The following is a 22,189-nucleotide window of genomic DNA, read 5'->3' as shown; positions in this document are numbered from 1 at the left end:
TGCTGTGGATTTTTTTATTCTAAGAACTTATGATTTTAATTGTAGACAGCGGTTCTACTAAGTCCGATTGGCTTGCGGTAGATAAAGATGGAAATAGATTAATGGATAAAATCCGAACTAAAGGATTAAACCCAGCTATTTTAAATGAGAAAAAACTTAATAAATTAATTAAGAAAAGTAAAGCGTTAAAATCGAATGCCGAAAATGTAACTCACGTGTTTTTTTATGGCGCGGGTTGTGGTACCGACAATGCAAAGGATTTATTAAGCACTGTTTTAAAAGATATTTTTATTAATGCCCATGTTGAAGTTAATGAAGATACTTTAGCTGCCGTTTACGCTACTATTAACAATCCAAAAGAAGCTGCTGTAGTTTGTATTATGGGTACTGGTTCTAATTGTAGTTATTATGATGGAGAATCACTGCATCAACGTGTTATATCTCTAGGTTATACGTTAATGGACGATGCTTCGGGTAACTATTACGGAAAGCAATTAATTAGAGATTATTACTTCGGTCACATGCCAGAAAATGTTAGAATAGCCTTTGGAGCTAAGTTTAATATGGATGCCGATTATATTAAATACAACTTATACAAGCAGCCAAGTCCTAATGCTTATTTAGCAGGATTTGCAGAATTTATGTTTTTACACAAAGATTCGGAATACACTATAAATTTAATTAAAACAGGGATCCGTTTGTTTGCAAAAAATATGATTTTGCAGTTTAAAGAAGAGCTAAAAACAGCTCCTGTTCATTTTGCGGGATCTATAGCCTTTTTTGCACAAAAAGAAATTAGAGAAGTTGGTCTCGAAATGGGATTTAAAGTAGGTAATTTTGAACGTAGACCTATTGATGGTTTAGTGCCATTTCATACTAAAAACCTATAATTTAAATTAGAGCATAATTGCAACAACATTTAGCAATTTATATATCAAATAGTTTTGATAAGGAAGGCCTTATCAAAACTATTTTTTTAGGAAAACTTATCCCCAGTTTTTCCAGTTTAAAAGGTGCGCTTTTTTCTGAAATAATTTTAAATAAATTTATAGATGAAGAAATGCGTCACGGAAAAATGGATGTGGTAACCAAAACCAAAAATAGTTTGCTTCATTCTTCTGAAGGTGAACGAAAAAAAGCGCTGTTAGATCATATAATAGCTCAAGAACCAGATTATATAGTGATCGATAATGTGTTCGGTAATTTAGATATTGCTACACAAGCGCATATTGAAAAGCAGTTGGAAACTTTAAGTAAAACAACGTCGATTGTTCAAATAGCCAATAGAAAAGGAGATATTCTTCCTTTTATAAAAAACATATATCAGATAGAAGACGATAAACTAGTTGCTTTTTCAAATACGGAAAATAAAACGGAGGTTTTTCATTTTGAAGAAACTCTACCATCGGCAGCGTATCATAATTCCAAAAAGTTTTTAAACCCATTAATAAAGTTTAATAATGTTTCCATAAACTATGGTGAACGGCCAATTTTAAATGCCGTTTCTTGGGAAATAAAATCGGGTCAGTTTTGGCAGTTAATGGGGCCTAACGGATCGGGTAAAAGTACCATATTAAGTATGATATTTGGCGATAATCCAAAAGCGTACGGACAAGATATTATTTTGTTTGGCGTAAAAAAGGGAAGTGGGGAAAGTATTTGGGATATTAAACAAAAAATAGGTTATTTTTCTTCGGAAATGTTGCGTGGTTTTACACGTCATGAGACCATTGGAAACATGATTGCTTCTGGTTTCTTTGATACGGTTGGTTTATATAAAACTCCCACCAATGCGCAAATTAAAATAGCACAGCAATGGTTACGTGTGCTAAATATGTTCGATATTAAAAAGCAAAGTTTCTTGTCGCTTTCTCGTGGGCATCAGCGTTTGGTTTTAATAGCCAGAGCTATGGTTAAAAACCCACCATTACTTATTTTAGATGAACCTACCAATGGTTTGGACGATAATGATGCGGCTTTGTTTTGCGAATTAATAAATAAAATTGCAACAGAAACTAATACCGCTATAATATATGTTTCACATAGAAAAGAAGCCAATTTAAACCCTGATTTTATTTATCAATTGATACCAACAGAAAAGGGATCTAAAGGGCAGGTTGTAAATTAATCTACCGCAGGCCTAATATCTACGGCTACTTTCATTTTGTTTTCACCCGAACTATAAATTACGCCTTTAAGAGGTGGTACATCGTAATAATCGCGGCCATAGGCTACAATAATGTGTTGGTTTTTTGGGATTTGATCATTTGTGGGGTCAAAATCTACCCAGCCAAATTTAGGAATATATAATGAAAACCAGGCATGTGAAGCATCGGTTCCAATTAGTTTTTCTTTTCCTGGAGGCGGTAAGGTTTCAATATACCCGCTTACATAGCGTGCTGGTAAACCTATAGACCGAATACAAGCTATGGCTATTTGAGCAAAATCTTGACAAACCCCTTTTTTCTTTTCCATAACTTCGCAAATAGGTGTTGCTACGTTGGTGGCATTAGGATTGAATTCAAAATCGGTAAAAATGCGATGCATAAGTTCCGAAGCTGCTTCGAAAATAGAACGGTCTGGCTTAAATGAAACTAAGGCGTAGTCTCTGATGTTTTTAGAAATTTTAGCAATTAATATCGATTCTAAAACAAACTGTTTTACTTCTAATATTTCAGGGGTTATAGCTTTTAATTCCTTTTTGGCTTCCTCTAGCGTTATAGCCATTCCAATAGCGGATTTATGTATATCAGGAGCTAAAGTATAATCGCGAAGCACTTTGCTTTTAGCGATAACTTTTAATTCTTTATGGTATTGCTGAATGGAAAATCTTGTAATGGTATTTCCAAAAAAGTCTACACGTTCTGATATTTCAGTAGGTTTCGGACTTATTTCTAATTCGTAACTTAAAATGGTTTGCCCTAAAAAATCTCTAGGTTTTAGGGTTGCTATGTTATGGCAAAATGTTACGCCATTTCCATATTTGTAGCTCGTAGTATGTGATAATTGAAAAACCATTATTGTAGTGGGAAGTTTTGATTAACCAATTGACTTTGTTGATAAGAGTGATTAAAATACGTGTCGGAAATGGATAGAGATATTTTATGTAATAGGTCGCTTAGCTCTTCAAGCATAGCGTCTAAATGAATTCTAATAGCTTCACTTTCATCCAATTCTAATAAATCTTCTATTTTAGCATTTGAAATAAGCTCTGTGGCTTTATTAATTAAATTGAAACATTCAGAATTGTTTTCAGCACCTTTTGGAATAGGTAGTTTACCTATATCTTTTAAAATACGGTTAAGCTGATAGGTTAGCGAACGGCTGTATTTATCGTTGAGTAAAACAAGTTTTATAACATTTTCAACACTTAAATACGAACGGTAGCTATAGCGGTAAATATTTAAACTTTCATGACTAGAGAGCAAGGCTTCTAACATTTCATATTCTAAATCGTCATCATAATTTGCTACAATTAAGGCTCTAGATTTAGCTATGGTTAAGCTAGCTTGTTCCGTTTGCATACCAATAAAGTACAGTAGTAAACCTTGATCTACAAGAATACTTTCCTCTATTAGCCCCATAAAAGCAATGAGTCGTGTTACGGTGCTATCGAGTAATTTAAGTAAGGATGACACCGAATATTCTTTGGTTTTATCATGTTTGTCCCATAATTTTTTTATACCGTCAAAAACGCGCCACATATCTTTAGACCATAAGTTTCTTAGGGTATAGTATGAATTGGTAAAACTACCTAAGGTTTGTGCTAAGGACCCCATTTTCGTATCATCTAAAATAATGGAGTTTAGTTCTTTTAAAGCGTTTTCAAAGATTTTTTCTTTTCCTTCACCAACAAAACCAGGGAATGTATGGGTAATACTTGTGATGGCTTCGAAAATGATATGTAAACTCTCTGAAGGGGCTTTGCTTTTATGGTATTGTGAACTTTGCATTCTATTTAAACACATACGCAATAAACGTGAGATGATTAATGCTCGTCCTAAATAGCGACCAGACCAGAATAAATTTTCTGCCGTATGGCTGGGTAAATCGTTAATGTCTGAAACCGGATTTCTAAAAGTGCTATCCCAAGAGTAGTTGTTGAAATGATTTTGAGGTTCATCACTAATAATCCAAAAATCTTTACTTACACCACCTCTTTGGTTTGAGACTCTTAAATTTTCACGTTCTGCGGCTACACGAACTAATCCACCTGGCATAATGCTATAACTGTCTTTTTTAGCAACAGCAAAGGTTCTGCACATAATTTTTCTAGGCTCTAATTTTCCATTAATAAAATCTGGAGCTGTAGAGAATTTTATTTTTTCTTGAGCTACAAATCGATAAGGATTTGCTAATATTTCATCTTTTAATTTATTTATTTCATCTTCATTTAAAAATTCGCAGAAATAGATACTTTCTCTATTCGAACGATCAATACGTTTTACAACATATTTTTGAATATTTTTTAAAACGTGGTTACGTTCTTTTTCTTGTCCGCACCACCAAGATCCAATTTGAGGCAGTATTAATTCTTCATTTAAAAAATACTTAGAAATTGCATTCATAAAAGGAATAAGTCCAGAGTTTTCTAAAACACCGCTACCTATTGGGTTTACAATAGTTACGTTTTGTTGTCTAATAACATCTAAAATCCCAGCTACGCCTAAATAAGAATCTTCACGAAGTTCTAAAGGATCCATATAGATATCGTCTACACGTCTTAAAATAACATGAATAGGTTTTAATTCTTTTAACGATTTCATCCAAACTCTTCCGTTTCTAACCACTAAATCATTTCCTTTAACTAATGGATAGCCAAGAAAGGAGGACATGTAAGCATGTTCGAAATAGGTTTCGTTATGCGGACCAGGTGTGATGATAACAATATTTGGATTATCAATACCTTTTGGTGCAGCATCAATGAGCATTTGGTTATAATCTTGAAAAAAATCGCTCGATTGTTTTACGTGAATGCCGTTAAACAAACCTGGTGCCGCTTTGGTGATGGCAAATCTATTTTCTAAAGCATAACCAAGGCCAGAAGGGGCTTGCGTTCTATCGTTAACCACCCACATACGGCCGTCTGGGCCACGAGCTAAATCTGTAGCGTGGACTAATAGGTTTTTAGTGGTGTTGTAGTTTATTTGATCGCATTGACGTAAAAAACCACGGTGTGCAAATAAAACTTCGTGAGGAACAATACCATTTTTAATAAGTTCCCGTTTGCCATAGATGTCTTTTAAAATTAAATTGAGCAATTCGGCACGTTGTTTTAACCCTTTTTCAATGGTTTGCTGCCATTCTTTCTCGTGAATTAAAAAAGGAACAATGCTTAAATCCCAAGCGCGATGTAAGCCCTTGGGATCGTTATAAACATTGTAAGTTACGCCGTTTTCATCCATTAGCCAATCAATTTCTGTTTGTCTAGAAACTAATTCTTTTGGACCTATTTCTATTAAATTGGATAGTAAATTAGCCCATTCTGGGTTAATATCCATATTAGATTTTAATACTTCATCATAATTTTTATGATTGGTAAAATAATTTTGAAATAACGTATTTAAATCTATAGTCATTTAATGTTTTAATTACTTTTTTCTTAAATCTGTGGTGTTCGGAAATTCGTTGTTAACGGGTAATTCCTTGTAATTAAACTTTTTAGAGCTGCCTTTCTTTTGTACAGTTATATTAGAATTAGCATCGTCGATTATCGTTTCTTGCGTAGGATTAATGTCTCCTTGTGTATGTCCCGATTCCCAAAAACGACTAATGCGTCTAGATTCAGCCTCGTAACTATTTACAGGATAGGTTTCATAAGAACGCCCTCCTGGGTGCGATACAAAATACGTACAGCCACCAATAGAACGTTTGTTCCACGTATCAACAATATCGAAAACTAACGGTGTATCTACTCCAATTGTTGGGTGTAGTGCAGAATAAGGATCCCATGCTTTATAACGTATACCGGCAACAAACTCACCTTTTACAGCAGTAGCTTTTAAGTTTACTTTAACACCGTTGCAAGTTACAACATATCTTTCTTCTGTAAAATTGGTTACTTTAATTTGGATTCGTTCCAAAGAAGAATCGACGTATCGGGCTGTTCCTCCTCCGGTCATTTCTTCACCTAAAACATTCCAAGGTTCGATAGCCGCACGAAGTTCAATATGAATATTGTTTATTGTAACCATACCATGCAGTGGAAATCTAAATTCGAAAAATGGATTAAACCATTCTTCTTTAAAACGGTATCCAGCTTTATTTAATGATGTTACAATATCTTTAATATCTTCTCTAACAAAATGTTCTATTAAAAATTTATCATGTAATTCGGTTCCCCAACGGACTAAATCGTGCTCGTATGGTTTTTTCCAAAACCAAGCCACTAAAGTACGTACTAATAGGTTTTGCATTAAACTCATTTGTGGATGTGGTGGCATATCGAAAGCCCGAAGCTCTAAAATTCCTAAACGCCCCGAAGATGAATCTGGGGAATATAGTTTATCGATACAAAACTCGGCACGGTGTGTATTTCCTGTTAAATCGGTTAATAAATGTCTGAACAATCTATCGGTTAACCAGAAAGGAACATCGCCGTCTTTTGGTATTTGGCTAAAGGCAATTTCAAGTTCGTATAGGTTTTCCATACGGGCTTCATCTATTCTTGGCGCCTGACTAGTGGCTCCAATAAAAGAGCCTGAGAATAAATAAGATAAACCTGGATGATGTTGCCAAAACGTCAATAAACTTCGTAATAAACTTGGTTTACGTAATAACGGACTATCAGCAGGTGTTAAACCTCCTAATGTTACGTGATTTCCACCACCGGTTCCTGTATGTTTTCCGTCGAGCATAAACTTTTCGGTACCAAGTCGGGATTGTTTGGCTTCTTCATAAAGGGTAAAGGTGTTTTTTGTAAGCTCGTCCCAGTTTTTTGCAGGATGTACGTTAATTTCAATAACACCTGGATCTGGTGTGATTTTTAGAGATTCTAAACGGTTGTCTTTTGGAGCCGCGTAACCCTCTAAAATTACCGGAATATTTAAGGCTTTTGCGGTAGCTTCAATAGATGCGAGTAGATCTAAATAAAATTCGGCACAGTCTAAAGGTGGTAAAAATAAGTATAGTTTTTGATCTCTAACTTCGGCACAAAGTGCGGTTCTAATAAAATAATTGGTTTTCGGACTTTCAAGTTCTCCATTAGTAAAAGCCGTGTATCTATTGGTTGCAATTTTTTTATAACTTGGAAACCTACCTCGTTTGGTAAATTGATCGGGTTCGAATTTTGGAAATTCTTCATATTCCGATTTATGAACTAATGATGACAAAGGCAAACGTAAACCAACTGGCGAATTTCCAGGGGTTAAAAACAAATGGTTACGTCTAAATTGCCATTGACAAGTATGCCATTGCCCAAAACTATTGTTTAAAGGCATTAAATACCCAACGACTTTAGAGGTGCCTTGTTCTAAAATTTCGCCTAATTTTTTCTGAATTAACGAGCCGTCTTTATCGGTTTTAGGGTCTATATCTGTTGGTAAATTACCTTCTTCCCAAAGGAAATAAAAGGCATCTTCAAAAGCAGGCGTTATGGTTTTATTGGTAACACCTAAATACTGAGTTAGGGTTTCTAAAAATAATTTATCGGCGTTTTCAGGTACAATTTTATTATCAGCAAAGGTTGATAATAATTTTTCATTATGCCAAATTACGCGACCATCTTTACGCCAGCAAAGCTCCGTTCCCCAACGTGGTAAAGGTTCGCCGGGATACCATTTTCCTTGTGCACGGTGTAAAAAACCGCCTTTTGCAAACTTATAAAACAAGCGTTTAGTAAGGTCGTCTGCTAGTTGTCTTTTATGTGGCCCATCGGCATCGGTATTCCATTCTGGAGCTTCCATATCATCTATAGAAACAAAGGTAGGTTCGCCTCCCATAGTTAATCGAACATCTCCTTTTTGAAGTTCTTTTTCAACTTTAAAACCAAGTTTGTATATGTCGTTCCATTGCTTTTCGGTGTATGGTTTTGTAACACGAGGCGATTCGAAAATTCGGGTTACCGAGTTTTCAAATTCAAATTCGGTTTCACAAACATCAGACATTCCTGTTACTGGTGCCGCACTTTCAAATGAAGGCGTACAAGCTAATGGAATATGACCTTCTCCGGCTAATAATCCAGAGGTTGCATCGAAACCAATCCATCCAGCTCCAGGTAAATAGACTTCTGCCCAAGCGTGTAAATCTGTAAAATCTTCTTCGGGACCAGAAGGGCCATCCAATGATTTTTCGTCAGATTTTAATTGAACTAAATATCCCGAAACAAATCGTGCTCCAAAACCTAAATGTCTTAAAACTTGAACAAACAACCATGCATAATCACGGCATGATCCATTTCTTTGAGAAAGAGATTCTTCGCAAGTTTGCACACCAGGATCGAGACGGATGTTATAGCTTAAGTATTCGTATATTTTTTTATTAATATCAATTAAAAAGTATATAGATTTTCTAGGCGTATAATCTATAGTTTTAATAAACTCTTTTATTAGTGGGCCATCATCTGTGATTTCCAAATAAGTTAATAGCTCTTTTTTTATGGTATCACTATATTCAAAAGGAAATTCCTCGGCAGATTCTTCAACAAAAAAATCGAATGGATTTATGGTTTTTAAATCGGCTATAATTTCAACTTCAACAGATAGTTCGGTTGTTTTTTCAGGAAAAATTAATCGGGCTAAATAATTTCCAAAGGCATCTTGTTGCCAGTTAAAAAAGTTGTTTTCCGGTTTAATTTTTATTGAATAAGCTTCAATTGGCGTTCTGCTGTGAGGAGCAGGGCGTAATCTGAAAATATGTGGCGATAGATTAATAGGTCTATCATATTTGTATTTTGTTTTGTGTGAGATTACAATTTTTAACGCCATAAATTTTGTTGTTTAATTTTTTAATGAATTTGAAAGAAAAAAGATGCTTATAAAAATACACTAATTTTCCACGTAAAATAGTGGTTTTGAATAAAACTGAGGGAATTAGTTAAACTATTAAAACATTAAAACATAATATTGATTAAAAATGATAATTTGATGAATTTAGTGATTGTTTATTTTTTTTTTGATAACCACTAAAATTTGTGATTAATGAGGTTATGGCCGTTTTTACTGGTTATAAAACCTATTTTCTTGCTCATTAACTCGAATAAAAGTAGTGCGTTTAGTGAGTTCTTTTAATCGGGATGCTCCAACATAAGTACAAGTACTTCGTAAACCGCCTAGAATATCTTGCAGCGTGTTTTCTACGGGGCCTCTATATGGTACTTCTACAGTTTTGCCTTCGCTAGCTCTATATTCTGCCACGCCTCCCACATGTTTTTCCATGGCTGTAGAGGAGCTCATGCCATAAAATTTACGGTATGGTTTACCATGTTTTTCTATGAGTTCGCCACCACTCTCGTTGTGGCCAGCTAGCATACCACCAAGCATAACAAAATCGGCACCAGCTCCAAAAGCTTTAGCGATATCGCCAGGTGTTGTGCAACCACCATCACTAATAATATGCCCGCCTAAACCATGAGCCGCATCGGCACATTCTATAATGGCTGAAAGTTGTGGGTAACCAACACCTGTTTTTACTCGGGTTGTGCATACAGAGCCTGGGCCTATTCCTACTTTAATAATGTCGGCTCCAGAGAGCAATAGTTCTTCAACCATTTCTCCGGTAACTACATTTCCAGCAATAATTACTTTATCGGGATATTGTTGTCTTGTGCTTTTTACAAATTCAGCAAAATATTCCGAATATCCATTGGCAACATCAATACAAATAAAATTTAGGTTTGGATTTAGTTTGAGAATTTGAGCTAATTTCTCCGAATCTTGCTCGCCAATACCCGTGCTAACAGCTATATGATTTAAGTCGTTTTTTGAAATTGAAGCTAAAAAATCTTCCCATTCGGTTAAAGTATAATGTTTATGAATTGCCGAAAAAAGACCTTTGTTAGCTAGGGCTTTCGCCATTTCGAACGTGCCAACGGTATCCATATTAGCAGCCATTATGGGAACGCCTTGCCAGATTTTTGTACTGTGTAAAAATTTGAATTCACGGTTTAAGCTAACTTCTGATCGGCTTCTTAAAGTGGATCGTTTTGGACGAAACATAACATCTTTAAACCCTAATTTTATTTCGTTTTCTATGCGCATGTGTAGAGGTTCTAATTTTGAAGAATTAAGTTTTATTAAAATTAAAAAAAAGAATAGAAACTAAGGCAGGTATAGGTGTTATTATTTTCTCCACAGGTGTCCATTTTAAATGAATGTCTATTGGTTTTTTTACATGTTTTTGGGCCCATTCATATTTTTAACTAAATGTAATCTTATAAATTTTTGGGGCTTTATTCTATTTAGATGACGGGAATCTTTTCTTTTTCTTTCCAAATTTGAGCATCGTAAAAAGTAATCGCCCAAATGCAGGCTGTTATATTTTTAATAAGTAATTTAAAGGGGCTGTTTTTATGAATTTCAGAACTATTTAGTGCTTTAGAAAATATAGGCAATGGTTGTTTAAGAATTTTAATTTTCTAAACTTAATAGTTAATTTATAGAGTTTAAAGATGTTTGGTATATCACTTAGCGTATTATGTTATTGAAATTTTAGTATATGTTTTTATAATTAGAAAAAGCTAAACACCAATAAACTTAGCGCTTTTAAGGTCTAAGTTATTTCACAGCAATAACACTAATTTCAACATTTACATTTTTTGGTAATTTGGCAACTTGCACGGTTTCGCGGGCTGGGGCAGTGGCATCGTTAAAAAAGCTTCCGTAAACTTCATTAATAGTACCAAAATCATCCATGTTACTAATAAAAATAGTGGATTTAATTACATTTTCAAAAGTCATATCTGCGGCTTTTAAAACGGCTTTTATGTTGTGCATAACCTGTGTGGTTTCAGTTTTAATATTATCTAAAATTAAATCGCCTGTTTTAGGGTTTATAGCGATTTGTCCAGAGGTATATAATGTGTTTCCTGTTAAAACAGCTTGGTTGTAAGGCCCAATTGGAGCAGGAGCATCGGTTGTTGTTATTATTTTTTTCATTTAAAATTTATTTTTTGTAGGTCATAGGGTTACTTAATATTTCAATAAAAATAATTAATTTAAAGGAGAGCAAAAAAATAAATACTGAATCTTAAAGTTGTACATCGGCAGATTTACGTTTTTCGTATTTAAGATCTTGCAATAAGCTCGATTTTATTCCGATAAAGAAATTCCAAGAGGTATACGTTCCAAAAGGCACCCAACTAAAATTCATACGCCAGCTTTCTAAATCACGTTCAAAACGTAGTTGTGTAGAAGTAAAGGCATTGTTTTTAACATCGTAACCCGATGAGGCTCCAATAGACCATTTTTCAGATAAATTGATGTCTCCAGAAAACATTAAGGAATGCGATGATATTTCATTCTGTCTTGCGGAATTGGAATAATTTACCGCATAGGCTAAACGTAAACTCCAGGGGATTTTATAATTATAGAATGCAGTTTTAGTTTCTTCATCCTTTTTATCTTCTTTATTTTGATTTTTTGAAAAATCTTGAGATACTCCAAACATATCGTCATCTCGACCACCGCCACGTAAGTTTTCTTCTCGGTTTCGGTCATCATCTTTCGAGTCTTTTTTACCTTTTTTATCACTGGATAAAGACCAACTTGCCGTCATGTTTGCACTAGTTAGTCTAAATAAACTCCCATTATTATCAATATTAAATGTATTAATTCTCTTATTGTTATTATCTAAAGCATATGGATCTAACGTTGCTCCAAAATTCAGGCTTAATTTATTATCGAATAACTGTGTTCCACCGCTCACTCTTACTGGACTCCATTGCAAAGAGTCGCCAGCAAAATTATACGAGGTAGAAAAGTTTAAATTATTTAATAGCACCACTTTTTTAGGTTCGGTGGCCGTACTGTCTTTATCACGTACTTTAGCTTCTAGGTTGTTGGATAATGAAATTCCCATAGAACTTGAAAAGGTTTGTCCTGGTGTACCAAAAATACTTTCTTCAAATCGGGTAAAGGATACATCTTCTTTGGTTTCTCCATCGGCACTTACTACTTCGAAGGTGTCGTAATATTTATCAAAAGCGGGATTAATATTATAACTAATAGACGGACGCATCACGTGTCTAATTTTTTGGAATTTAGGGTCTTTGCCTTCTTTTTCAAAGTTAAACATTCCGTAAATAGTAGTTCCAATACTGGTGCTAAAATTATAGGTTCTAAAGGCATCAAAACCATTTACGGTTTCCGTTACGGTTTCTCTTGTAGCGGTGTCAAAATACTTGTTTATGGTTTTAAAAGTCCAAACTTCATTAAAATTAGTACTCGCACTCACGCTAAGGTATTTAAATAACTTAAAGTTTGTGGTTAACGGAATAGTATGTTGGAGTCCAGTTTTAGCGTCATCAAACATTTCCTTTTTAAAGAATAAAGAATCGGTCGTGGTAATTCTATTTTCTCCACGTAAATTATACTGTAAATTTATATTTTGAATAATCCCTTTTTTAGAACCTGTTTTTGGAGCAAACGGATACATTCTACCAATGCTACCGGTTAAAGTAGGTAGTGTCATGCTTATTGTTTGTGTTTGTGTGTTTTGCGAATGCGTGGCTGTTAAACTCATGTTAACTTGCGGTTCACCTTGAAAGGTTTTTGAGTAGGATACAGACGACGATAAGGTATTGTTAAATCTATTCGCAATATTAACTTGATTTAACGATCCACTGTAATAATTACTACTACCAAGGTTTACAGATGCCGAAAATCTAGAATTCGGGTTCGCTTTAGCATCTTGGCTATGAGACCATCGTAAATTGTATAAGGTATTTTTTGCGTAATCGGAAAATCCAAGTTCGCTAGTAATCAAACTTTCGTATCTAAAACTTAAATTCCCTCTAAATTTATAACGTTTAGCATAGGTGTTTTCTAGTCTTAAACCATAACTCCCGTTGGTATAATAATCGCCTAAAACTGTTAAATCTACATTATTATTAATAGCAAAATAGTAACCACCATTTTGCAAAAAGAAACCTCGGTCGCCCTGTTCACCAAAACTCGGTAAAATTATACCTGAAGTTTGTGTTTCTGTTTGCGGAAAAAAAGCAAAAGGTAAGCCTACAGGCGTAGGCACATCATAGATAAATAAGTTCGCTAAGCCTGTTACAATTTTTTTACCAGGTACAATTTTAGCTTTCCTAAGTTTTATATAATAATCAGGATCTTCAAGATTTGTTGCTGTGGTGTATTTTGCATTTTTTAAAAAGTAGACCGAATCGTTTTCTTTTTTTGTGATACTAGCAATTACCGTACCTTCACCTTGCTCGGTTTTGGAATTGTAAATAAGGGCTTTTTTCGACTTGGTATTAAAAACAATAGAGTCTGGCTCTACCACACTACTCCCTTGGGTAAATACAGGTTTTTGTGTGTAAACGCCTGTAGAGTCAAGAATACCTTGGGCATAAACCGTGTTGGTAGTATAATCTACTGTAATCTTTCCGGCCGTAATATTCATATCACCGTAATCAATTTTCGCTTCATTATACAAGTATAGCTTATGGAGTATTTGATTGAATTTAGTATAATCGGTAGCACTATAAACTACCTTATGTTCTAAAAATCCTTTTTTAGGTTTTATAGAATCTGTAAGTGTCGAGTCTGTAACTTTTTCGTCAATTAATGGTGCTACCAAACTGTCGGTTTGTTTTAAAACCCGATTTTCAACAACAGGCTTAATGGAATCCTGTTTTTTTTTGATGTCTTGCCCAAAGCTTACCATGTTAATAAACATGAAAAAACTTAGAGTAAAAAGTATATTAAAGTTGTTTGTCTGCAACGCTTTTAAATGTATTTTTGTAAAAGTATGGCTCGGTTTTTGAAATGCCAAAATTACATATATTTTTCTGTGAATTTTTTATATTCTGTAAAAAATTTAAAATTAAACGAAACCGAGTATTTTACTCGTTACAATATTAAAAATAGCTATATATTTCTGATATATCGGTTTAAAAGACAATCTTATTTTATCTCATGAAAACGAACTCATTATTACTTTTCGTATCTTTTATATTAGTATTAACATTTTCTTCATTTACAAATCCAGATAATAATGATGCGGATCAATTTGTAGTGGTACTAGATGCAGGCCACGGCGGAAAAGACCCAGGTAATTTAGGTAATGGCTACAAAGAAAAAGATATTGCCTTAAAAGTGGTTTTAGAAATAGGTAAAGCTTTGGCGAAAAACCCTAATATAAAAGTAATTTACACGCGTAAAACTGATAAGTTTGTCGATTTATTTGTGAGAGGGAAAATTGCAAACAAAGCTAAAGCCGATTTATTTGTGTCTGTACATTGCGATTCGCATACTTCTCAAGCTTATGGTGCTGGTACTTTTGTTTTAGGTTTACACCGAAATAAAACCAACTTTGAAGTGGCTAAAAAGGAAAACTCCGTAATTCTTATGGAAGATAATTACCATCAAAACTACGCCGGATACGATCCTAATTCACCAGAATCGGCCATTAGTATTATGATGGGGATGGAAGATTATTTAGACCAAAGTATTGAATTGGCTAGTTTAATTCAGAAAAATTTTGTTGGAAAATTAAAACGAAAAGACCGCAGTGTTAAACAAGCCGGTTTTATTGTATTGCACCAAACTGTTATGCCTAGTGTTTTGGTAGAACTTGGTTTTTTAACTAATAATAAGGAAGGGGCTTATTTAAACTCTAAAAAGGGGCAACAAGATATGGGGAAAGCCATAACCGATGCTATTTTACAGTATAAAGCATCTTTAGATAAAAGTGTAGTGCACGGTGTTTTTGCAGAGGAAGTAACCGAAACAACAACGGCTAGCGCCTCTAATTATGAAAATATAACATTTAAAGTTCAAATTGCGGCAAGCTCAAAATCCTTGGCTACTAAAGCTTATAATTTTAAAGGCTTAAGCCCAGTATCAAAAGAGAAAGTAGGGAACCTCTATAAATACTATTACGGTGCCACATCAAATTATAATGAAACAACACAACTTGTTAGCGAGGCTAAACGTAAGGGATATAAGTCTTGTTTTATTGTAGCTTTTAAAAACGGAAAACAAGTTAATTTAACAGAAGCTTTAAAAAGGTAATTAAAGAATTAGTTCTATTCTTTTTAAAATTATCTTAAATTTGTCTTTGTTATCTAAAGCATAAATAATTTGAAAATATCTAGAGAAGTAAAAACAGGCATATTAGTTATATTAGGAATTATCCTTTTCATTTTTGGTTTTAATTATTTGAAAGGCCAAAATTTGTTAGATAGCTCTAAAACCTATTACGCAGTTTACGATAATGTTGAGGGTTTAGTACCATCAACCCCGGTAACCATTAACGGATTAACCGTTGGAAAAGTTATTAGCATCAGTTTTAAGGATGATGCTTCTGGGCAATTATTAGTAGAATTATTAGTCGATAACGATTTTGAATTTTCTAAAAACAGTACAGCCCAAGTTTATGATACTGGTTTAATAGGAGGCAAAGCAGTTGCTATTGTTCCTGCTTTTGATAACGCAGGTCCTGCAGAAGATAAATCAACATTAAAGGGCGCAGTAAAAGAAGGCATGGTAGGAGCGCTATCCAATCAATTATCACCACTACAAAGTAAAATTGAAAAAATGCTGACTAGTGCCGATGCCTTAATTTCGAACCTAAACGATGTTTTAGACGAAAAAGGAAAAGCCAACTTAAAATCGAGTTTAGCCAGTTTAAGCGTAACACTGAAATCTTTCGAAGGCACATCAAAATCGTTAAATCAAATCATGCAAACTAACCAGTCTAAAATCAATACGGTTTTAAGCAATGCGGAAACGGCGAGTAACGATTTAGCAAAAATGACGAGAGAACTTTCTAAAGCAGATTTAGCAGCCACCATGAAAAACCTTGAAACTACCTTAGCGAGTTTCGATAATATTATGGCAAACCTAGAAAAAGGCGAAGGCTCTATGGGAAAACTCTTAAAAGACGATGCTTTATACAATAATTTAGAGGGGGCAACGGCAGAGTTAGAATCCTTATTATTAGATTTTAAATTACATCCAAATCGATATACTCGAATTTTATCTAAAAAAGAAATTCCGTACGAAGAACCGGAAACTAACTAAATTTAAATGAGCTATTTACCAAACATACTATTCGCCATTATTTTAATTGGTGGCATTGGCTATTTTGTAAAAAATGTAAAAAAATTATTCCGAAACATTAACCTCGGTCAAGATGTTGATGTTAGCGATAATAAACCCGAGCGTTGGAAAAACATGGCGCGCATTGCCCTTGGGCAAAGTAAAATGGTACGCCGTCCCGTTTCTGGATTTCTACACGTGGTAGTTTATGTTGGTTTTGTTATCATAAATATAGAAGTGCTTGAGATTATAATCGACGGCCTTTTCGGTACACACCGTATCGGTTTAAGTATCCTGCCAACATCGGTTTATGGCTTTTTAATTGGTACTTTCGAGCTTTTGGCTATTCTAGTTTTAATAGCCGTAACCGTCTTTTGGATTCGTAGAAACGTAATAAAATTGCAACGTTTTTGGAAAAGCGAAATGACGGGCTGGCCAAAAAAAGACGGGAATTTCATCCTATATTTCGAAATGGTTTTAATGACTCTGTTTTTAGTTATGAATGCTACAGATCTGCATTTTCAATCTTTAAATTCAGGAAATATTATCAGTCAATTTATAGCACCAATCTTTTCTAAATTACCAGAAACAACCTTGCATGTTATCGAGCGTAGCGCATGGTGGATTCATATTATCGGTATTTTAATATTCCTAAATTACCTCTATTTTTCAAAACATTTACACATATTATTAGCGTTCCCAAATACATATTATGGCAAATTAACACCAAAAGGGCAATTCAATAATTTAGAATCCGTAACCAACGAGGTAAAACTCATGATGGATCCCAATGCCGATCCATTTGCTGCACCTGCAGAAGGCGAAGCCGACGAAGTGCCTGCAAAATTTGGCGCCAGCGATGTGCAAGATTTAAGTTGGGTAAGTTTACTAAACGCCTATACTTGTACCGAGTGCGGACGCTGTACAAGCGAGTGCCCAGCCAATTTAACCGGTAAAAAATTATCGCCACGAAAAATCATGATGGACACCCGTGACCGTCTCGAAGAAGTGGGGAAAAATATCGATGCCAATAATGGCGAATTTAAAGACGACGGTAAACAACTCCTTGGCGATTACATTACAAACGAAGAAATTTGGGCCTGCACCAGTTGCAACGCCTGTGTAGAAGCCTGCCCGGTAAGCATCGATCCATTGTCAATCATCATCGAAATGCGTCGCTACCTCGTTATGGAGCAAAGCGCCGCACCAAGCGAACTTAACAACATGATGACCAACATCGAGAACAACGGCGCACCATGGCCATACAACCAAATGGACCGTTTAAACTGGAAAAACGAATAAATAAATATATTTTGGGCGTTACCCGAAAAGGGTCGGGCTTTCGGCAGTCGCTCTCTTCGAGGAGCTCCAACAAAGCCTCAATCCCTAACGCAAAACCCCATTAGGTTAAGTTCATTTAAGTTTTTGGAATTCGTTTAAAGTGTAAAGCTTTTAAACCAAACAAAAAACAGAACAACCTCATAAAATTAAAAGAAATGAGCGAACAACTAAACGTACCCACCATGGAAGAACTCATGGCTCAAGGCAAACAACCCGATATTTTATTTTGGGTAGGTTCTGCTGGAAGTTATGATGATAGAGCCAAAAAAATTACACGTGCTTTTGTTAAAATATTAAACAAAGCCAACGTGAATTTTGCTGTTTTAGGAACCGAAGAAACCTGTACTGGCGATGTGGCAAAACGCGCCGGAAACGAATTCTTGTTTCAAATGCAAGCCATGATGAATATTGAGGTGCTAAACGCTTACGAGGTAAAACGTATTGTAACCTGCGATCCGCATTCTTTCAACTGCCTAAAAAACGAATACCCAGGTTTAGGCGGAAATTACGAGGTTTTGCACCACACGCAATTTATAAAAGAATTAATTGAAACTAAAAAACTCGACATAAAAGACGGTGTGTTTAACGGCAAACGCATCACCTTTCACGATCCGTGTTATTTAGGACGCGCCAATTCAGAATACAATGCACCGCGTGATGTTTTAGCGACATTAAACGCGAATCTTCTTGAAATGAAACGCAGCAAAGCCACCGCATTATGCTGTGGAGCAGGAGGGGCACAAATGTTTAAAGACGCCGAAAAAGGGGATAAGGAAATTAATGAACTTCGTACCGAAGATGCTCTAAAAACCAACCCAGAAATTATAGCAACCGCTTGCCCGTATTGTATGACCATGATGAGCGATGGCGTAAAAGTGAAAGAAAAAGAAAGTGATATAACTGTTTTGGATATTGCTGAATTAATTGCGCAATCTCAAAATTTGTAATCATAATTATACAATATATTAGGGCTTTGGGCAAAATTAAAACTGAACATTAATAACAAATGGAATTACCGAAATATCACGAAACTTTTATGCCAATTTTGGAAATGCTGAATACGGTTGAAGTTATAAGCAGTAGAGAATTAGCTAGAAAAGTTAGAGATAATTATTATTCCGAACTTCCTAAAGAACTTTTAGATAAAAAGACAAGTTCAGGTGCGAATGTGTTAATAGACAGAATACTTTGGGGGAAATCCTATCTGAAAATGGGGAAATTTGTTTTTTATCCTAAGAGAGGTTTAGTTCAATTAGCAGACAAAGGGAAAGAAACTCTAATGAGCGGAAAACTTTTGTTATCCGACCTAAAGAATGACCCTGATTTTATAAACCATCGTTCTTCGGTACAAAATAAAAAGGAAAATCACTTAGAAATAGAAACAATCGATGTAGACAATGCATCTCCACAAGACTTAATTGACAATGGATTTTCTACTATAGAAACTGAAGTAAAAACAGAATTACTAGATAAACTAAAAGAAATTGATCCATACTTTTTCGAAAAGGTAATTTTAATATTACTAAAAAAAATGGGCTATGGAGATTTTATTGAGACTTCAAAATCAGGAGATGGAGGAATTGATGGTATTATAAATGAAGACAAACTCGGTCTTGAAAAAATATATACTCAAGCGAAAAGATATACAGAGAACAAAGTTAGAGAAAAAGATATTAGAAATTTCATTGGAGCAATGAGTGGAGATACTACTAAAGGAGTATTTATTACAACTTCGACTTTTGATGATGCAGCAATAAAGAAGGCCAGAGAAGCTCATCATTCGATAATTTTGATAGATGGTTCAAAACTAGTTGACTTAATGCATCAATATAATGTTGGAGTTCAAGTAAAAATAACTTACGAGGTTAAGGAGCTTGATAATGACTTTTTCGAAGGAGAATAATTAAGCTCACTACCATATATATGATTTGGTTTGCCTATTTATTTGATTTCTATTTGCTAAATTAGGTACTTAAAACACATATTAAACCATATACAAACTTATTATAAATAATTAATCCCAGTTTAAAAAAAAATAAACATGCTAGTAGATTTCAATACATTACCCGAAGAATCACGCGTTTGGATATACCAAGCCAACCGTTCATTTAATGAAGCAGAGCTTGAAGATATTCAAAACAAACTAAATGTATTTTTAGAAAACTGGACGGCTCACGGAAGCGATTTACAAGCCGGTTTTACCATTAAATATAAACGCTTTATTGTAATAGGTGTAAATGAAACTATGGCACATGCCTCAGGATGTTCTATAGATGCTTCGGTGAAATTTATTCAGCAATTAGAACAAGATTATAATGTCGATTTAATGGATAAAATGAACGTATCCTACAAACAAGGCGAATACGTCGCTTATAAATCTTTAACCGATTTTCGTAAAATGGCAAAGGATAAAGCCGTTTCTAAAAATACCATTGTTTTTAATAACCTAGTCGCCAATGTGGGCGAATTTAAAGAAAATTGGGAAGTGCCTGCAAGCGAAAGCTGGCATGGCCGATTTGTGAAGTAGGGATGGGTTTTAGTTGAGTATAATTAAATAAATAACCCGAAAATTGGCTGAATTACATTATAAAGAAAAATTCCTAATTGAAAAATTATTCGAAATGCCTTCAGGTTATGTAATGGATTTTTCTAATAGAACCTTTGAGGAATTCATCTACGAAAGCATCCGAATCAATATTTATGATGACAAATACTTTTATGAGAGTGGTTCTAAAGCAAATAGACTTAGAGGTTTTTTTAGTGAAGAGCCGAGCTATAAAGTGGGAGAACTATTGACTGCACTTTTAGATTATTGGCATACTAAGGCAATAGCGAAAGAATATGGATTCGATTTTGAGAAAGATGAAAACATTTATAGAGAATGTTTAAAAATAGCAAGTAGATTAAAAGAAGAAACAATAGTAGAAGAAATTGATGTAATAAAGGATATTGAAGATGATAGAGATTTCAGTTTACTAGCGAAGTCTATCCGTGAAAGCATTAATAAAAATGAGCCTGAAGTTGCTTTAGATAGATTGCATACGTACTTTATGAAATTCATTAGGCAATTATGTGTAAATCACAAAATTGAAATTAAAAAAGAGGAATCTCTTAATGCTGTATTTGGCAAGTACGTTAAGTTCATTGTAGTAAATGAAAAAATTGAATCTGAAATGACTGAAAGAATTTTAAAATATTCTATCCACGTCATAGAAGCTTTTAATGATATTAGAAACAACAGAAGTTTTGCTCACGATAATCAAATTTTGAATTATTCCGAGAGTATTCTTATTTTCAATAATATCACAAACTCGATAAAATTTATTGAGACTATTGAAAAAACAATAGAACAGGAAAACAAAAAAAGCGTGGAAGATAGTGCTGATTGGGAAGATTTACCGTTTTAAAAACATCTAAGCTTTCTTGCTAACGCGAGCGTCCCGCTCGCGCCGACAAGAGTAAGAAAATCATAAATTTTAAGATTAAACCGTTAAATAAATGTAGTTTGTTTAACGTCACAAGCAAGATGCCTGCGCTAGCAGGCGATTTTTGTTAAAATAATTTAGACTTAATCTATAAAATCAAACAATAGATTTGGGTAATGTTGAGATACAAAACCAGCAACAAACAGTAAACTTGTAATAAGTAATGCTGTAAGGACTCCATCCTTTCTGCCAGGTTCTAAAGTTGATATTTTGGGGTTAGAAGGATTATAAAAAACCTTCATCTGTTTTCCTTCGGGATATTTTTCGATTAAATCATGCATTCTTTTTCCTTTTAAATTCTTGAACGAATTCGCGAAAAATGGTTTTTTACCTTCATAAACCGTTCCTTTAATGTCATAAGAATATAAAAATTCTAAAGTCTTAGAAATGGAATTATTTAAAGCTTTAACTACAACGCCATTTGTGTTTGGCCATTGCAAGGATTGATTTGCTAACCACCATTTTCGAGCGGACATTATAATAAATGGCAGTGCTATAATTTGAGCAATTACTCCGGCTATTTCGTGTTGCTGTAAATTAAACATCAGTTCTTTTCCTTTGGCTTATATATCACAATAATTTGAATGAGAATAGCAAGAAATACTAAAATATAGATTTCCATTTGGGTAAATAATTCAACCGAATCTATGGCTTTTTTACTCATTAAAGTTTGACGTTCGCCTTCGCTTAATTGAATTTTAGACAACTTAGAAAGGTTGTCTTTTACATTTTTAATAGGGTTTGTAAATGCTGTGTTTTTAGTGAATTTAGACTGAACAAAAGCAGTTTCAGAAAGCTGTAATGTTTTTAAATTGTCTTTTAAATCATTAAATATATTACCTTCTTCCGTAGTAAGTTTGGTTTTTTCAAACCTTGAAATTAAACCTTCAATATCATGATTCACCTGCTTATTTCGTTCTAAAAAGAAAATAGAATCTAGCTTAGCAATGGCAATTTCTTTTTCTTGAATGGCTATAGACATTTCAAAAATTAAATCGTTCGCAACTAGTCGGTCTTCATAAATGGTTATTACCGCATCTTTAACGCGCAAAAAATTGTTTCTATCTATTAGGTTTGTGGCAAGAATTAAAACAAAAACCATTAAAATACCAAGAACCCATTTAATTTTATTGTAGAATGCCATAATTATTGTGT

17 protein-coding genes are annotated in these 22,189 nt (G+C 34.2%); 9 read left to right on the top strand and 8 right to left on the bottom strand.

Annotated features, from left to right (window positions below; translation table 11 throughout):
• Positions 1 to 29 precede the first annotated feature (29 nt).
• Together FQU21_RS07415 and FQU21_RS07410 are read left to right on the top strand one after the other, a co-directional pair.
• Positions 30 to 890 carry an N-acetylglucosamine kinase gene (locus FQU21_RS07415; protein WP_147677370.1) on the top strand — a complete coding sequence of 287 codons (861 nt, stop codon included), beginning with the start codon at positions 30 to 32 and terminating at the stop codon, positions 888 to 890.
• Between the two features lie 17 nt (positions 891 to 907).
• Positions 908 to 2,128 carry an ATP-binding cassette domain-containing protein gene (locus tag FQU21_RS07410; protein WP_147677369.1) on the top strand — a complete coding sequence of 407 codons (1,221 nt, stop codon included), beginning with the start codon at positions 908 to 910 and terminating at the stop codon, positions 2,126 to 2,128.
• Here FQU21_RS07410 and FQU21_RS07405 read toward each other — a convergent pair.
• The 6 genes from FQU21_RS07405 to FQU21_RS07380 all read right to left on the bottom strand — a co-directional run bounded on the left by FQU21_RS07405 (position 2,125) and on the right by FQU21_RS07380 (position 13,938).
• On the bottom strand, positions 2,125 to 3,018 hold the full coding sequence (locus tag FQU21_RS07405) for a transglutaminase family protein (RefSeq protein WP_147677368.1): 894 nt from the start codon (positions 3,016 to 3,018) through the stop codon (positions 2,125 to 2,127). The two genes, FQU21_RS07410 and FQU21_RS07405, sit on opposite strands and share 4 nt — an antisense overlap.
• Entirely contained in the window at positions 3,018 to 5,579 is a 2,562-nt protein-coding gene (locus FQU21_RS07400) for a circularly permuted type 2 ATP-grasp protein (protein ID WP_147677367.1), read from the bottom strand. Before FQU21_RS07400 ends, FQU21_RS07405 begins: the two co-directional genes overlap by 1 nt.
• A gap of 12 nt (positions 5,580 to 5,591) precedes the next feature.
• Positions 5,592 to 8,924, bottom strand: coding sequence for a transglutaminase family protein (locus FQU21_RS07395; protein ID WP_147677366.1), 3,333 nt, complete (start codon positions 8,922 to 8,924; stop codon positions 5,592 to 5,594).
• 231 nt (positions 8,925 to 9,155) lie between these two features.
• Complete coding sequence (locus FQU21_RS07390) at positions 9,156 to 10,196, bottom strand: GMP reductase (protein WP_147677365.1); 1,041 nt, start codon at positions 10,194 to 10,196, stop codon at positions 9,156 to 9,158.
• Positions 10,197 to 10,712: 516 nt separating this feature from the next.
• The gene (locus tag FQU21_RS07385) at positions 10,713 to 11,093 is read right to left on the bottom strand and encodes a RidA family protein (RefSeq protein ID WP_147677364.1); all 381 of its coding nucleotides are present in this window, start codon (positions 11,091 to 11,093) and stop codon (positions 10,713 to 10,715) included.
• 91 nt (positions 11,094 to 11,184) lie between these two features.
• Positions 11,185 to 13,938 (bottom strand): putative LPS assembly protein LptD, encoded by a 2,754-nt coding sequence (locus FQU21_RS07380; protein WP_147677363.1) that lies wholly within the window; start codon positions 13,936 to 13,938, stop codon positions 11,185 to 11,187.
• Positions 13,939 to 14,081: 143 nt separating this feature from the next.
• Between FQU21_RS07380 and FQU21_RS07375 the strand changes: the two genes are divergently transcribed.
• The 7 genes from FQU21_RS07375 to FQU21_RS07345 all read left to right on the top strand — a co-directional run bounded on the left by FQU21_RS07375 (position 14,082) and on the right by FQU21_RS07345 (position 20,956).
• Positions 14,082 to 15,179: an N-acetylmuramoyl-L-alanine amidase family protein gene (locus FQU21_RS07375; RefSeq protein WP_147677362.1), complete on the top strand. Its 1,098-nt coding sequence runs from the start codon at positions 14,082 to 14,084 to the stop codon at positions 15,177 to 15,179.
• A 69-nt stretch (positions 15,180 to 15,248) separates the two neighbouring features.
• A complete protein-coding gene (locus FQU21_RS07370) occupies positions 15,249 to 16,190 on the top strand; it encodes an MlaD family protein (protein WP_187269343.1) in 942 nt (313 codons plus the stop codon).
• Positions 16,191 to 16,196: 6 nt separating this feature from the next.
• Positions 16,197 to 17,510: a 4Fe-4S dicluster domain-containing protein gene (locus FQU21_RS07365; protein WP_147677360.1), complete on the top strand. Its 1,314-nt coding sequence runs from the start codon at positions 16,197 to 16,199 to the stop codon at positions 17,508 to 17,510.
• Positions 17,511 to 17,704: 194 nt separating this feature from the next.
• Complete coding sequence (locus FQU21_RS07360) at positions 17,705 to 18,496, top strand: (Fe-S)-binding protein (protein ID WP_147677359.1); 792 nt, start codon at positions 17,705 to 17,707, stop codon at positions 18,494 to 18,496.
• 59 nt (positions 18,497 to 18,555) lie between these two features.
• Entirely contained in the window at positions 18,556 to 19,452 is an 897-nt protein-coding gene (locus FQU21_RS07355; RefSeq protein WP_147677358.1) for a restriction endonuclease, read from the top strand.
• Between the two features lie 138 nt (positions 19,453 to 19,590).
• Positions 19,591 to 20,076: an ABC transporter ATPase gene (locus FQU21_RS07350; protein WP_147677357.1), complete on the top strand. Its 486-nt coding sequence runs from the start codon at positions 19,591 to 19,593 to the stop codon at positions 20,074 to 20,076.
• A gap of 94 nt (positions 20,077 to 20,170) precedes the next feature.
• On the top strand, positions 20,171 to 20,956 hold the full coding sequence (locus FQU21_RS07345) for an abortive infection family protein (protein WP_222707999.1): 786 nt from the start codon (positions 20,171 to 20,173) through the stop codon (positions 20,954 to 20,956).
• A gap of 161 nt (positions 20,957 to 21,117) precedes the next feature.
• On the opposite strand, the gene FQU21_RS07340 is transcribed toward FQU21_RS07345, so the two are convergent.
• Both FQU21_RS07340 and FQU21_RS07335 read right to left on the bottom strand, forming a co-directional pair.
• Entirely contained in the window at positions 21,118 to 21,579 is a 462-nt protein-coding gene (locus FQU21_RS07340) for a DUF3592 domain-containing protein (RefSeq protein WP_147677355.1), read from the bottom strand.
• Positions 21,579 to 22,178 (bottom strand): MCP four helix bundle domain-containing protein, encoded by a 600-nt coding sequence (locus tag FQU21_RS07335; RefSeq protein ID WP_147677354.1) that lies wholly within the window; start codon positions 22,176 to 22,178, stop codon positions 21,579 to 21,581. The genes FQU21_RS07340 and FQU21_RS07335 overlap by 1 nt, the downstream gene beginning before the upstream one ends.
• Positions 22,179 to 22,189: the final 11 nt, after the last annotated feature.

The organism is Algibacter pacificus (assembly GCF_008033385.1).
Lineage (GTDB): Bacteria > Bacteroidota > Bacteroidia > Flavobacteriales > Flavobacteriaceae > Algibacter > Algibacter pacificus.
The sequence above is the reverse complement of the archived record's forward strand: the minus strand, read 5'-3'. Positions and strand labels throughout refer to the sequence as shown.

Excerpts from the sequence above, each read along its gene's own strand:
- FQU21_RS07340 (WP_147677355.1), bottom strand. The coding sequence starts at position 21,579 with ATGTTTAATTTACAGCAACACGAAATAGCCGGAGTAATTGCTCAAATT.
- FQU21_RS07375 (WP_147677362.1), top strand. The coding sequence starts at position 14,082 with ATGAAAACGAACTCATTATTACTTTTCGTATCTTTTATATTAGTATTA.
- FQU21_RS07385 (WP_147677364.1), bottom strand. The coding sequence starts at position 11,093 with ATGAAAAAAATAATAACAACAACCGATGCTCCTGCTCCAATTGGGCCT.
- FQU21_RS07360 (WP_147677359.1), top strand. The coding sequence starts at position 17,705 with ATGAGCGAACAACTAAACGTACCCACCATGGAAGAACTCATGGCTCAA.
- FQU21_RS07395 (WP_147677366.1), bottom strand. The coding sequence starts at position 8,924 with ATGGCGTTAAAAATTGTAATCTCACACAAAACAAAATACAAATATGAT.
- FQU21_RS07345 (WP_222707999.1), top strand. The coding sequence starts at position 20,171 with ATGCCTTCAGGTTATGTAATGGATTTTTCTAATAGAACCTTTGAGGAA.
- FQU21_RS07365 (WP_147677360.1), top strand. The coding sequence starts at position 16,197 with ATGAGCTATTTACCAAACATACTATTCGCCATTATTTTAATTGGTGGC.
- FQU21_RS07400 (WP_147677367.1), bottom strand. The coding sequence starts at position 5,579 with ATGACTATAGATTTAAATACGTTATTTCAAAATTATTTTACCAATCAT.
- FQU21_RS07335 (WP_147677354.1), bottom strand. The coding sequence starts at position 22,178 with ATGGCATTCTACAATAAAATTAAATGGGTTCTTGGTATTTTAATGGTT.
- FQU21_RS07405 (WP_147677368.1), bottom strand. The coding sequence starts at position 3,018 with ATGGTTTTTCAATTATCACATACTACGAGCTACAAATATGGAAATGGC.
- FQU21_RS07415 (WP_147677370.1), top strand. The coding sequence starts at position 30 with ATGATTTTAATTGTAGACAGCGGTTCTACTAAGTCCGATTGGCTTGCG.
- FQU21_RS07390 (WP_147677365.1), bottom strand. The coding sequence starts at position 10,196 with ATGCGCATAGAAAACGAAATAAAATTAGGGTTTAAAGATGTTATGTTT.
- FQU21_RS07355 (WP_147677358.1), top strand. The coding sequence starts at position 18,556 with ATGGAATTACCGAAATATCACGAAACTTTTATGCCAATTTTGGAAATG.
- FQU21_RS07350 (WP_147677357.1), top strand. The coding sequence starts at position 19,591 with ATGCTAGTAGATTTCAATACATTACCCGAAGAATCACGCGTTTGGATA.